The sequence below is a fragment of the Gluconacetobacter asukensis genome (genome assembly GCF_014174375.1).
GTDB classification, from domain to species: Bacteria; Pseudomonadota; Alphaproteobacteria; order Acetobacterales; family Acetobacteraceae; genus Gluconacetobacter; species Gluconacetobacter asukensis.
This window is the reverse complement of the sequence record NZ_JABEQE010000002.1, coordinates 58798-71312: the sequence shown is the minus strand read 5'-3', so window position 1 is coordinate 71312 and position 12515 is coordinate 58798. Positions and strand designations below refer to the sequence as shown.

At 67.5% G+C, this 12515-nt stretch carries 12 protein-coding genes; 5 read left to right on the top strand and 7 right to left on the bottom strand.

From position 1 onward, the window contains the following. Positions 1-64 precede the first annotated feature (64 nt). Both HLH35_RS02695 and HLH35_RS02690 read left to right on the top strand, forming a co-directional pair. On the top strand, positions 65-442 hold the full coding sequence (locus tag HLH35_RS02695; protein WP_182977675.1) for a BA14K family protein: 378 nt from the start codon (positions 65-67) through the stop codon (positions 440-442). Positions 443-547: 105 nt separating this feature from the next. Then, positions 548-1033, top strand: a complete 486-nt coding sequence (locus HLH35_RS02690) for a helix-turn-helix domain-containing protein (RefSeq protein WP_182977674.1) — start codon at positions 548-550, stop codon at positions 1031-1033. Positions 1034-1127: 94 nt separating this feature from the next. Here the strand turns inward: HLH35_RS02690 and HLH35_RS02685 are convergent, their stop codons facing one another. Continuing rightward, positions 1128-1529: a hypothetical protein gene (locus tag HLH35_RS02685; RefSeq protein ID WP_246384796.1), complete on the bottom strand. Its 402-nt coding sequence runs from the start codon at positions 1527-1529 to the stop codon at positions 1128-1130. A 191-nt stretch (positions 1530-1720) separates the two neighbouring features. Between HLH35_RS02685 and HLH35_RS02680 the strand changes: the two genes are divergently transcribed. Further along, entirely contained in the window at positions 1721-2455 is a 735-nt protein-coding gene (locus HLH35_RS02680; RefSeq protein ID WP_182977673.1) for an OmpH family outer membrane protein, read from the top strand. A gap of 132 nt (positions 2456-2587) precedes the next feature. Here the strand turns inward: HLH35_RS02680 and ybaK are convergent, their stop codons facing one another. From ybaK to metH, 6 genes are all read right to left on the bottom strand, one after another. Further along, on the bottom strand, positions 2588-3079 hold the full coding sequence (gene ybaK / locus HLH35_RS02675; protein WP_182977672.1) for a Cys-tRNA(Pro) deacylase: 492 nt from the start codon (positions 3077-3079) through the stop codon (positions 2588-2590). 31 nt (positions 3080-3110) lie between these two features. After that, positions 3111-3821, bottom strand: a complete 711-nt coding sequence (locus HLH35_RS02670) for an SDR family NAD(P)-dependent oxidoreductase (RefSeq protein WP_182977671.1) — start codon at positions 3819-3821, stop codon at positions 3111-3113. Between the two features lie 39 nt (positions 3822-3860). Further along, a complete protein-coding gene (purF, locus tag HLH35_RS02665) occupies positions 3861-5396 on the bottom strand; it encodes an amidophosphoribosyltransferase (RefSeq protein WP_220790509.1) in 1536 nt (511 codons plus the stop codon). 73 nt (positions 5397-5469) lie between these two features. Further along, entirely contained in the window at positions 5470-6000 is a 531-nt protein-coding gene (locus HLH35_RS02660; RefSeq protein WP_182977670.1) for a CvpA family protein, read from the bottom strand. A 181-nt stretch (positions 6001-6181) separates the two neighbouring features. After that, entirely contained in the window at positions 6182-6610 is a 429-nt protein-coding gene (locus HLH35_RS02655) for a phosphoribosyl-ATP pyrophosphatase (protein WP_182977669.1), read from the bottom strand. A 69-nt stretch (positions 6611-6679) separates the two neighbouring features. After that, positions 6680-10186 carry a methionine synthase gene (metH, locus tag HLH35_RS02650; RefSeq protein WP_182977668.1) on the bottom strand — a complete coding sequence of 1169 codons (3507 nt, stop codon included), beginning with the start codon at positions 10184-10186 and terminating at the stop codon, positions 6680-6682. Positions 10187-10369: 183 nt separating this feature from the next. On the opposite strand from metH, the gene HLH35_RS02645 reads away from it, so the two are divergent. Both HLH35_RS02645 and HLH35_RS02640 read left to right on the top strand, forming a co-directional pair. Then, entirely contained in the window at positions 10370-11098 is a 729-nt protein-coding gene (locus tag HLH35_RS02645; protein ID WP_182964833.1) for a response regulator transcription factor, read from the top strand. Continuing rightward, positions 11095-12465: a sensor histidine kinase gene (locus tag HLH35_RS02640; protein ID WP_338029274.1), complete on the top strand. Its 1371-nt coding sequence runs from the start codon at positions 11095-11097 to the stop codon at positions 12463-12465. The genes HLH35_RS02645 and HLH35_RS02640 overlap by 4 nt, the downstream gene beginning before the upstream one ends. Positions 12466-12515: the final 50 nt, after the last annotated feature.

Genomic DNA, 12515 nt, shown 5'->3' with positions numbered 1-12515 from the left:
GCGGATGATGGATGGGACGGGAATGGCTTGCCCGATGGTCGGCCGGAGCGCACAGGACAGAGCCATGAACGAACGTCCCCGGTCTTCTTTCGCACGGGTCACCGGCCTGTCGGCGCTGTGCGTCATGGCGCTGCTGGCCGGCTGCGCCAAGCCCCCCGCGCCCGTGGCCCCCAAGCCGGCGCGGCGCCCGCCCCTGCAGTTCGCGCCCGGAACGGCGGCGGAAGCGCCGCCGCCCGCCAACGAGGCGCAATTGGTGAACGACCCTTCCGCCCCGCTCGACACGCCGCTCTGCGGCGCCGCCGCGCATATGACGCAGGGCATGGCGGCCCGGTTGAATCCGGCCCCCCTGGTATCGGGCAATGCCTGCACGGCCAATGCCTGCTTCGACCCGCTGACGGGCACCTATATCGGCGCGGATGGCGAACGGCATATCTGCCGCTAACGGACTATGATCCGCAATCCGGCATAAGCGTTATCCGGAAACGGTCCCGCTGTCGGGGCAGGTTATGATTGACAGCCGGAGCCGTGGGGCAACATCGTCGAGGGGATGAGCGGCCTCACTCCTCCGGATGGCGCCAATGACGGTTCGGCGACCGTTCATGTCTTTCCCCTGCGGCGCATGTTGCCCGTGGCCGATGCTGCCGTCTATCTGGGCATTCCATCGCGGCGGCTGCGTATGCTCGGTCTGCTGCATGCGGGGCCGCGCCCGGCGGCGCGGAACGGGCGGACGCTGATGTATCGGGTCGAGGATCTGGATCGTTATGTGACCCTGCTCTACGGACGGGCGCGGATTTCGGCGGCCGAAGAGGCGCGGCAGCGGCAGGAATGGCGGGCGCGGATCGCGGCGCCGGCAGTGTGCGACGCACGGGGGCGGCCGGTACGGCCGGTCGACCCGTGCATGCAGGTCCTGACACTGGATGCGCTGGTGTCGGCGGGTGGCCCGCTGGGGCTGAAACTGCTGTTCGCCTCGGGGCTGGGGCTGATCTTCCTCTCCCATACGCCCGTGATGTGGCGATTGTACGGGATGCTGTGATCAGGGGTGTGACGCCGGGAACATTTGCATCACGCACCGACGTCACACAGTCAGTCTGGTCTGGAATTACAGCGGAATTATGGCGCCCCGCCCCTCAGCAGGCGCCGGCGCAGGGGGGCTCCGGCGGCGGCAGGGTGCTGCCGGTCAGGCCGGGCGGCCGCATTGAGGGCTCGGGCGCGCGGGCGCCGGGCGGCGGCGAGGGTACGATCTGCGGCACGTTCGGGGGCAGGGACTGCACATCCAGCGGCTGGGCCGGGGGAATGGGCTGGCCCTGATAATAGAGCGGCCCATGATAGCTCTGCGGCAACTGGGCTGCGTTCAGCCGGTCGACCAGCGAATCGCCGGTTCCATCGGGATAGGCGGAATGCGGCGCCGGCGCGGCGGGTCCTCGTGCGGCAGGTCCAGGTGCGGCATGCGCCAAGGGCAGCACCGGCGGCAGGCACAGGGCGGCGAGGGTGAGGCATCCGGCAAGGTGCCGGTGGCAACGCGGTCTCATGGCGAAGGGCCTTTCGGAGAGGGGCGTGGAAGGGCGAGTATAGGCCCGATCGTCGCGCGCGCATGCATGTGTTTGAACGGCCGAGGACTGGTCATGCTCCCGGTGATCGGCTAGGCAGGGCAGCATTGCTCTTTTTGCCGTCTCCGGCCCTCGCGCCGTCGCGTTTGCTCCCTGCCTTACGGATTGCGATCATGACCGATATTTCCCGGACCTCGTGCCGCCGGCTTCTGGCCGGATTCTTCGTTGTGACCGGGATGGGTGCCGTCCTGACCCCTGCCGTCGCGGCCCCCGCGCCGGCTGCAGCACCCGCCGCCGCCGACCAGCAGCCCCTGCTGCCGGCGCCGCCAGTGCCCGATTTCGGGCCGCTGCCGCCCGCCGCCAAGCCGCCCGCCCCGATCGTCGGCGTATTCGACACCGATGCGATCATGCGGCAATCCGTCGCGATCCAGGAGGTCGAGAAGGAAATGGGCACGCGGCGCGACGCCCTGATCCGCGACGTGCGGGCCGAGGAGGAGCAGATCCAGGCCCTGCGCCAGCAGATGATGAACGCGGCCCGGCCCGAGGCCGAAGCCCAGCAGCGCAGCCTGCAGCAGCGCGTGGCGGCCGATCAGCGCAAGTTCGGCAACCGCAACCGGATTCTGGAGGAAGATATCCAGATCGCGCTGAACCAGGTCCAGCGCGAAATCGGCCAGGTGGTGAACAGTGTGGCGAAGGCGCGCGGACTGACGCTGGTGGTGCAGTCGGGCCTGACCGTGCTGCATGGGCCGCAGGTCGATATCAGCGACCAGGTGGCCAGTCGGCTGAACGCCATCCTGCCCCATGTCTATCTGCCGGCGGCGAACGAAGACCCGGAAGTGATCGCGAAATCGGGCAAGTTCCCGACCGCGCCGGTCCAGATGGCCGATCCCTCGCAGCAGCAGGGATAAGAAGGGAAGGCGTTCTTTTTTGAAAAAAAGAACCAAAAAACTTTGATTCGTTCAGGAGTTTTTTGCCGGGCCACGCGAGGGCCCTGAACGAATCAAAAGTCTTTTTGCTTCTTTTTCTTCAGAAAAAGAAGATCACTCCGCCGTCAGATCCGCCAGCATAGCTTCGCAGGCGCGTAGCGCGTCGGCCGGGGCAAGGCGTATCTGCAAGCCCCGCTGCCCGCCATTGGTGTAGAGATAGGGCAGATCGGCCGCCTGCCGGGCGAAAGCCGTGGGCACGCGCTTCTTCTGCCCGAACGGGCTGATGCCGCCGACACGGAAGCCGGTGATGCGCTCGGCATCGGCCGGCTTCATCATCTTCGCGCTCTTGCCGCCGAAGGCGGCGGCCAGCTTCTTCATGCTGACCTCGTGGTCCGACGGCACGACGACGCAGACGGCCTTGCCGTCGATTTCCGCCATCAGGGTCTTGAACACCCGGGCCGGCGGCTCGCCGATCGCCTCGGCGGCCTGCACGCCCAGCCGGTCGGCATCGGGATCGTACGTGTAGGTCACGGGGGTGAAGGCGATCCCGGCACGGGTCAGCGCCAGCGTCGCCGGGGTGCCGGGTATCTGGGGTTTCTTGGCCATGTCGGTGTCATAACAGGATCGGGCGCGCGCGTCAGGCTCCGGCGGCCACGATCCTCTGCCCGTGCCGTTGCGCGTCGGGGCGGCACAGGGCGGCGATGGCGGCGGCGGCGTCTTCGGGCCGGGGCAGGGCGGACAGGTCGGCGGCGGGCATGGCCTGCACCTGCAGCCGGGTGGCCACCGGGCCGGGATCGTACAAATTGACCCGCAGCGCCGAGTCCGGGTCGATTTCATCGGCCCAGGTCAGCACCACGGCCTCCATCGCCGCTTTCGAGGCCGCCATCATGCCCCAGAAGCTGGCGGGGCGGGCGGCATGCCCGTCGGTCAGGAACAATGCGCGGCCGGCCGGGGCGCGCTCCAGCAGCGGGGCCGTGGTACGGATCAGCCGCCAGGCGGCGGTGGCGTTGACCGCCAGCGTGGTGTCCCAGTCCGTGTCGCGCATGTGGGTGACGGGCGTGAGCACGCCCAGCATGGCGGCACAATGGACCAGCACGTCCAGCCGGCCGAAGCGCGCCGCGATCGACGGGCCCAGCGCGTCGATCGCCGCCCCGTCCCGCAGGTCCAGGGGCAGCAGGGTCGCGTGCCGGCCGGTGCGCCGTGCGATCAAATCGTCGGTTTCCTCCAGCCCGCCAGGGGTAAGGGCGGTGAGGATGCAATGGGCTCCGGCATCGGCCAGGGCCAGGGCGGTGGCGCGGCCGATGCCGCGACTGGCGCCGGTCACCAGCGCCACGCTGCCCGTCAGCATGGTGGGTGGCCGCCCTGCGGCCTCATGCCCGGCAGGCGGTCACGCGCAGTGCGGGTCGCCGCCGGCGGCCTCGTAATCGACCAGGGCGATCGGGTAGTCGCCGGTGAAGCAGGCATCGCAATAGCGGCCCGCCGCCGCCGCGCGGCCCTCATGGCCCAGGGCGCGGTACAGCCCGTCGAACGAGATGAAGGCCAGGCTGTCGACGCCGATCAGCTCGGCCATTTCCTTCAGATCGTGCTGGGCGGCCAGCAGCTTGCTGCGCTCGGGCGTGTCGATGCCGTAGAAGCAGGAATGCGTGGTCGGCGGCGAGGAGATGCGCATATGCACCTCGCGCGCGCCGGCGGCGCGGACCATGTCCACGATCTTGCGCGAGGTGGTGCCGCGCACGATCGAATCATCGACCAGCACCACGCGCTTGCCGTCCAGCACCGGGCGGTTGGTCGAATGTTTCAGCTTCACGCCCAGATGGCGGATCTGGTCGGTCGGCTCGATGAAGGTGCGGCCGACATAATGGTTGCGGATGATGCCCAGCTCGAAGGGAATGCCGCTGGCCATGGCATAGCCCATGGCCGATGGCACGCCGGAATCCGGCACCGGGACGATCACGTCGGCCTCGACCCCGCTTTCGCGGGCCAGCTCGATGCCGATGCGCTTGCGAGCCTCATAGACCGGCACGCCGTCCAGCACCGAGTCCGGGCGCGCGAAATAGATATATTCGAACACGCAGAACCGGCCCTTCTGCTCGCCGAAGGGCTTGACCGAGCGCACGCCGTCATTGTCGATGATGACGACCTCGCCCGGCTCGACATCGCGGACGAATTCCGCGCCCACGATGTCCAGCGCGCAGGTTTCGCTGGCCAGCACCCAGGATGGCGGGGCGGACTCGGTCTCGCCGGGGATGCGGCCCAGGATCAGCGGCCGCACGCCCAGCGGGTCGCGCACACCGATCAGCGCGTCACGCGACAGCACCACCAGCGAATAGGCGCCCAGCACCTGCTTCAGCGCGTCGATCAGCCGGTCGATCACCGAGGCGTAGAGCGAGATCGCGATCAGGTGGATGAACACCTCGCTGTCGGTTGTGGACTGGAAGATGCAGCCACGGCGCACCAGCGCGCGCTTCAGGGTCTCGGCGTTCGTCAGGTTGCCGTTATGCGCCACCGCCAGGCCGCCGAACTCGAAATCGGCGAACAGCGGCTGCACGTTGCGGATCAGCGTGGCGCCCGTGGTGGCGTAGCGGTTGTGGCCCACCGCCCGGTGGCCGGGCAGGGTGGCCATGACCCGCGCGTCGCCGAACACGTCGCCCACCAGCCCCAGGCCCTTGTGGGTGTGGAAGCGCTCGCCGTCATACGACACGATACCGGTGGCTTCCTGCCCGCGATGCTGGAGCGCGTGCAGGCCCAATGCCGTCAGGGCCGAGGCATCCTTGACGTTCCAGACGCCGAAGACGCCGCATTCCTCATGCGGCTTGTCGTCGTCGTGCCACTGCGGCGGCACGTCGTCGCGGTGGCCCGACGGACACGCGGCGGCCGGGCTGCATGAGGTGGCGGCCTGCGGGACGGTGGGGCGGATCGGCATGATCAGTTCTCTTTCCTCGGCGGGTGACCGGGCGGAGACCCCGGGCTGGCACTGGGGAGGCCCCGCTAAGGGGTCATATCGGGGCGTCATGGCGCGTCTGCGGCGGTTGCGCAAGGCGTGCCTGCATGGAAATGGGCAGGAACCCGCTCAGAAAGAAGGCCCCCCGGGCAACGAAAGCCGTGGCCCGTGCATCCTGCACCGGCTGGGGCCATTCCGCCGGGGCCACTTCCGTCCCCACGGCAAGATAGAGCACGGCCAGGAGAACATAGCCCCGCAGCCCGCCGAACAGCAGGCCCAGCATGCCGTTCAGCCCGCCCAGCGCCGAGTCGCGGACGATCCGGCCGAGAAGCTGGGCCAGCAGCGTGAAGACGATCAGCAGCCCGATGAAGGGCAGGACGAAGCCGGCGGCGGACGCGACCAGCGGGTTGTCGATCCACGGCGTGAGCGCCTGCCGCACCGGCTCCATCCAGCGCATGGCCAGGACCAGCGCGCCGGCCCAGGTTGCCAGGCCCAGGATTTCGCGGACCAGGCCGCGCCCCCACCCGAACAGGGCCGAAGCCACCACCACCAGCGCGGCCGCCAGATCCACCCAGGCTCCGCTCATGGACCAGGATCGGCCACCCGGCCGGACGCCGGGAAAAAAGGGACCCGAAACATGAGGGGCGGAACTGTCCTTGTGCTGCGGCGGGCCGTCTGGCCCGGAGGGCGTGATCGAGGGGCGTTATCCACGGGCGCTTATGCCACCCGGCCCCCGTGGTGCCAAAGGAAAGATCGCATCCGCGCCATCAGGGCAACTTGGTGGACTGGATCTTCCACGGGCGGCCCAGGGACCGTCCGGCGGGCCGGCCGGCGCGGCGGCGCTGCGTGTTGTTCAGCATCACCAGCAATTCGCCGACCTGGGTGCGGCGGTCCAGCTCGGTCCATACGGCGCCGGCCGGGAGGTCGCGCGCCGCCCAGATCCGCATCAGGCAGGTCAGCACATGGGCGCTCTCGCGGATGAGCTGGCCCTTGTCCTCGGCGATCAGCCCTACCACGCAATGGTCGCCATGCATCCCGAAGGCGCGGGCCAGGCGGCGGATATCCCATTCGGTGGGGGGCGGGGCCTGGGCGGCATGCTGCGACAGGGCCTGCCACAGCGCCTCGACCGCCCGCCGCGCGTCGGGCGGCGGGGCAGCGCTGTCGTCACCCGGCGGTGGAAGGGAGGGGGATACCATTGCGCGATGATGCCGGGGGGGGGATCATGCGGTCAACATCGCGCGCTGGCTGTAGATGGCGGTCTTCCGTCAGATCGAAAAATATTTCGCCTGCGGATTGAGGACCACCAGGGCGGAGGTCGATTGCTCCGGGTGCAACTGGTAGCCGTCGGTCAGCGACACGCCGATCCGCTCGGCATCCAGCAGCTTCAGGATCGGCTCCTGGTCCTCCAGCCTCGGGCAGGCGGGATAGCCGAAGGAATAGCGCGATCCGCGATAGCCCTGTTGCAGCAGCTTCGCCATGTCGCGGTCGTCCTCGGCGGCGAAGCCCAGCTCGGCGCGGATGCGCTTGTGGGTATATTCGGCCATCGCCTCGGCCATCTCGACCGAAAGCCCGTGCAGGTAGAGGTAATCCTTGTAGCGGTTGGCCTCGAACCATTCGCGGGCCATGTCCGACGCCTTCTGGCCCACGGTGACGACCTGCAACCCGATCACGTCCCGGGCCTCGTCATCCACGTCGCGCACGAAATCGGCGATGCAGGCGCCATCCTCGCGCGGCTGGCGCGGCAGGGCGAAGCGCGCGACCTCGGTGGTGCCGTCCTCGGCGAACAGGATCAGGTCGTTGCCCTGGCCCGCCGCCTTCCAGTAGCCGTAGGAGGCCTGGGGCCGCAGGATGTCGTGCTCGGCCGCCAGCGCCAGCATGCGGCGCAGCACGGGGCGCAGTTCCTGCTTGGCCCAGCCCATGAAATCGTCCAGCGAGCGGCCCTGCTTGCGGAAGCCCCACTGGAATTGATAGAGCGACCGCTCGTTCAGGAACGGCAGAACGGCGTCCGGCGTGGCTTCCAGCACCCTGGAACCCCAGAAGGGCGGGGTAACGACCGGCTCGCCCTGCGTCAGGCGGTGGCGGCGGGCGCGGGCGGCGGCGATATCGACGGGGCCGAAGCCGCGCTGCTCCTGCTGTTCCATGTCGCGCGGGCGCGAGCGGGTGGCCTTGCCGGCGCGGCGGGAGCGCACGGCGGCCAGGTAATTGTCGAACTCGCCCTTGGCCACCTGGTCCATCAGCGACAGGCCGTCGAACGCATCGCGGGCATAGGCCACGCGGCCGTCGGTGCCGTAGGCGGCGGCGCAATCTTCCTCGACATAATTGCGGGTCAGCGCGGCGCCGCCCAGCAGCACGGGCAGGTCGACCCCCTGACGGGCCATCTCTTCGAGGTTTTCGCGCATGATCACGGTCGATTTGACCAGCAGGCCCGACATGCCCACCGCATCGGCACTGTGCTCGCGTGCGGCGGTGATCATGTCGGCGACCGGCACCTTGATGCCCAGATTGATCACCCGGTAGCCGTTATTGGTCAGGATGATATCGACCAGATTCTTGCCGATATCATGCACGTCGCCCTTGACGGTCGCCAGCACGATGATGCCGCGCGCCTGGCCCTCGACGCGCTCCATGTGCGGCTCCAGATGGGCGACGGCGGCCTTCATCGTCTCGGCCGATTGCAGCACGAAGGGCAGCTGCATCTTGCCGGCGCCGAACAGCTCGCCCACCACCTTCATGCCGTCCAGCAGGATGGTGTTGATGATGTCCAGCGGCGGGATGGTGGCCATCGCCTCGTCGAGATCGGCTTCCAGCCCTTTGCGGTCGCCATCGACGATGCGGTCCTTCAGGCGGCCTTCCACCGTTTCGGCACGGACCTTCTTCACCGCATCGCTGGCCTTGCGGTCGGCGAACAGTTCCAGCAGCTTCTGCAGCGGGTCGTAGCCCTCCGCACGGCGGTCGAAGATCAGGTCTTCGGCCACCTTCACCTCTTCCTCGGGGATCAGGTGCAGCGGGCGGATCTTCGAGACATGGACGATCGCCGCCGTCATGCCCGCGCGCACCGCGTGATCGAGGAACACGGAATTCAGCACCGCGCGCGCCGCCGGGTTGAGGCCGAACGAGATGTTCGACAGGCCCAGCACGATCTGGATGTCGGGGAAGCGCTCATGGATCTGGCGGATGCCCTCCAGCGTCCACAGGCCCAGCTTGCGGTCGTCCTCGACGCCGGTGCCGATGGTGAAGGTCAGCGGGTCGATCATCAGGTCCGACTGCGGCAGGCCGTGGCGGTCGCAGGCGAATTCCACCAGCCGGGTGGCGATGCGCAGCTTGTCCTCGGCCGTCTTGGCCATGCCGACTTCGTCGATCGTCAGCGCCACCACGGCGGCGCCGTACTTGCGGGCCAGGAGCATGCGGTCGCGGGCGTGGCCCTCGCCATCCTCGAAATTGATCGAGTTGATGATCGCCTTGCCGCCATACAGCTTCAGCGCGGCCTCGATGACCGGGGTTTCGGTGGAATCGATCACCAGCGGCGCGTTGACCGAGGCGGTGAAGCGGGTCACCACCTCGTTCATCTCGCGCATCTCGTCGCGGCCGACGAAGGCGGTGCAGATATCCAGCGCGTTGGAGCCCTCGCCCACCTGCTCGCGGCCCACGGCCACGCAACCGTCCCAGTCGCCCTCTTCCTGAAGGGTACGCCATTTCTTCGAGCCGTTGGCGTTGCAGCGCTCGCCGATCGAGAAATAGCTGTTTTCCTGCCGCAGCGGCACCTGGGTGTAGAGGCTGGCGACCGAGGGAATCCACACCGGCCGGCGGACGATCGGGGCGGGGCGGTGGCGGCCCGTGCCCTCGGCGCGGCGGCGCAGCATGGCGTCCAGCGCCGCGATATGCGGGGTGGAGGTGCCGCAGCAGCCGCCGACCAGGTTCAGCCCGTCCTCGGTGATGAAGCGCTCCACCCAGCTTGCCATGTCGGCGGGCGAGAGCGGGTAGTGGGTCTGGCCGTTCACCAGTTCGGGCAGGCCGGCATTGGGCTGGATGGAGACCAGGCCCGGCCAGTTGGTGGCCAGCCAGCGCACATGCTCGGCCATTTCCTGCGGGCCGGTGGCGCAGTTCAGCCCCATCAGCGGCACGTCCAGCGCGTGGATGGCCGTGGCCGCCGCCGCGATGTCCGGCCCGACCAGCAGCGTGCCGGTGGTCTCGACCGTCACCTGCACGAAGATCGGGGTGTCGGTGCCCTGCTCGGCACGGGCGATCTTGGCACCGTTCACCGCCGCCTTGATCTGGAGCGTGTCCTGGCAGGTTTCGATCAGCAGCGCATCGACGCCGCCTTCGATCAGGCCCCGGCATTGCTCGGCGATGCCGGCTTCCAGCGTGTCGTAATCGATATTGCCCAGCGAGGGCAGCTTGGTGCCCGGCCCGATCGAGCCCACCACATAGCGGTGGCGGCCGTCGGCGAAGCTCTCGGCGGCCTCGCGCGCCAGATGGGCGGCGGTGCGGTTGATCTCGCGCGCCCGGTCGGTCAGGCCGAATTCGCCCAGCGTGATGGGCGAACCGCCGAAGGAATTGGTTTCGACCATGTCCGCGCCGGCTTCGAAATAGCCGCGATGGATTTCGCGCACCAGTTCGGGGCGGGACAGGTTCAGGATCTCGGTGCAGTTCTCCTGCCCCCAGTAATCGCGCTCGACATCGAGGTCGAGCACCTGCACGCGCGAGCCCATGCCGCCATCGCAGAGCAGGACCTGGTCACGGAGGGCGTCGAGAAGATGGGGGCGAGCGGTCATCGTGTATAGTGATCCGGCATGGAGGGCAGGGTAAAGGCTGGAGTTATTCCCATGGCGTCCCCCCCTGTCCAGCCCGTTGTGAGCCGACGGGACAGGTCGGTAGGGAAGGATGGGTAAAAAATCCCCATATCGCCGATGTCCTGCTTACGCTCGGGGGGCGGCTGCCGCTATTGTCGCGCCGGCATGAGCAAAAAATATTCCCCGATACGATTGCTGCTGGTCGAGGACGACGCGGACATGGCGGCCTATATCCGCGAAGGTCTGGCGCAGTATGACATTGCGGTGACATGCGCCTTCGACGGAATGGAGGGGCTGATCCATATCCTGCGCGAGCCCTGGGACGTTGTCGTGCTGGACCGGATGCTCCCGGGCATGGACGGCATGCAGGTGCTGACCCGACTGCGCAAGGAGGAGATCCGCACGCCTGTACTGGTCCTGACGACGATGGACGGCGTGTCCAGTCGGGTGGAGGGGCTGCGCGGCGGGGCGGACGATTATCTGGTCAAGCCTTTCGCCATGCGTGAACTGGCGGCGCGGGTGGTCGTGCTGGTGCGTCGCGCGGGCCCGGCGCGCGCTGCGACGGCTCTGCGGATCGCCGGCATCACGCTGGATCTGCTGTCACGAGACGTGACGCGTTTCGGCGTGAAGCTGCAGCTGCAACCCCAGGAGATCAAGGTCCTGGAATATTTCATGCACAATCCCGGTGTCATTCTGTCGCGGAAGATGCTGCTGCATTATGCCTGGAACGTCGATTTTCCCGTTCATACCAATCTGGTCGAAAACCATATCAGCCGCCTGCGCGACAAGCTGGGGCCTGACGGGCGGCAGTTGATCCGCACTGTTCGTGGCGCCGGCTACATCATGGTGTCCCATGATTGTCCCTCCTTCGATCAAGCGGATACGGCCCCGTGAAACACCGGCTGGACAGGTTGTACCGGATCGCGTCCAGCCTCTCCTTCCGGATCGTGCTGCTGTTTGCCGGGCTGCTGATCGTGTCCGGCCTGTTTGTTGTTCTTCTGGCAGCCCTGCATAGCCAGCATTCCATGGAGCAGCAGATCCGCCGGGCGGTGATTGCGGAAGTGACTGAGATCCTGTCATCCGCCGGGGGGCGCAACCTGGCGGATATCCAGCCGGTCATCCAGGGACTGGTGCGGCATGAACCCGAATTCTTCTATCTCCTGCAGGATGATTCGCAGCGCGTGGTCGCCGGTAACATGCTGCATCTGCATCCATGGCCCGGTCTGCGCTGGCTGTCGCGCGAACACCGGCGGCCGTCCGGCGAGCGGACCCAGATGATCTTCGGCGAAGGGGTACTGCTGAAGGACGGCTATCTGTTTGTCGGCCTCAATGCGCGCTCCCTGACCGAATTGCGGCGTGATGTCTGGATGCTGCTCGGGTGGGGTGTCATCGGCTTCGCTGTCCTGGGCGTGGGCGGCGGCACGCTGCTCAGCGCGGTTATCCTGGGGCGGATCGAGACGATCAGCGTCACCGCGCGGCAGATCATGAATGGCGATATGTCCCGGCGCATTCCCTATCAGGGGGGTGACGACGAATTCGACCATCTGTCGCACAGTCTGAACGCGATGCTGGAGAAAAACGAGCAATTGATCGCCAGCCTGCGGCAGGTATCGAACGATATCGCGCACGACATGCGCCGCCCCCTGTCGCGCCTGCGCCAGCGGCTGGAGATGGCGGCGGCGTTCCAGAAAGTATCCGCCGAAGGGCGGGACATGATCGAAGACGCGCTGGACGATCTGGATGGAGCGCTGGAAATTTTTTCCTCTCTTCTCCGCCTCTCCCAGATCGAGGCCCGGATCGCCACCGATGCGCTGTCGCCTGTCCCGCTGGACGTGCTGGTCTGCCAGATCGTGGAAATGTATCGCCCTCTGGCCGAGGACCGGGGGCAGTCCCTGGCGGCTGGCGATGCCGCGCCGATCACTGTGCTGGGGGATATCGTCCTGCTGTCGCAGATGCTGTCCAACCTGGTGGAAAACGCGATCAACCACACGCCGGCCGGTAGCATGATCATGGTCACGCGGCAGGTGCGCGACGATTGCGCGATCCTGGTCGTTGCCGATAATGGCGCCGGTATTCCACCGGAGAGTCGCGAGAAGGTCTTCGATCGGTTCGTGCGGCTGGATGCCAGCCGGTCGGTGCCGGGCAGCGGCCTGGGGCTGAGCATGGCGCGGGCGATCGTGCGGCTGCATGGCGGCACCATCGTCCTGTCGGACAATGATCCCGGCCTGCGCTGCACCATTTCGATACCCTGCGGCTCGTGACGGAACGAAGTTTGGGGGTTATTTCAACGCGCTGACCCTGTTCACCACGT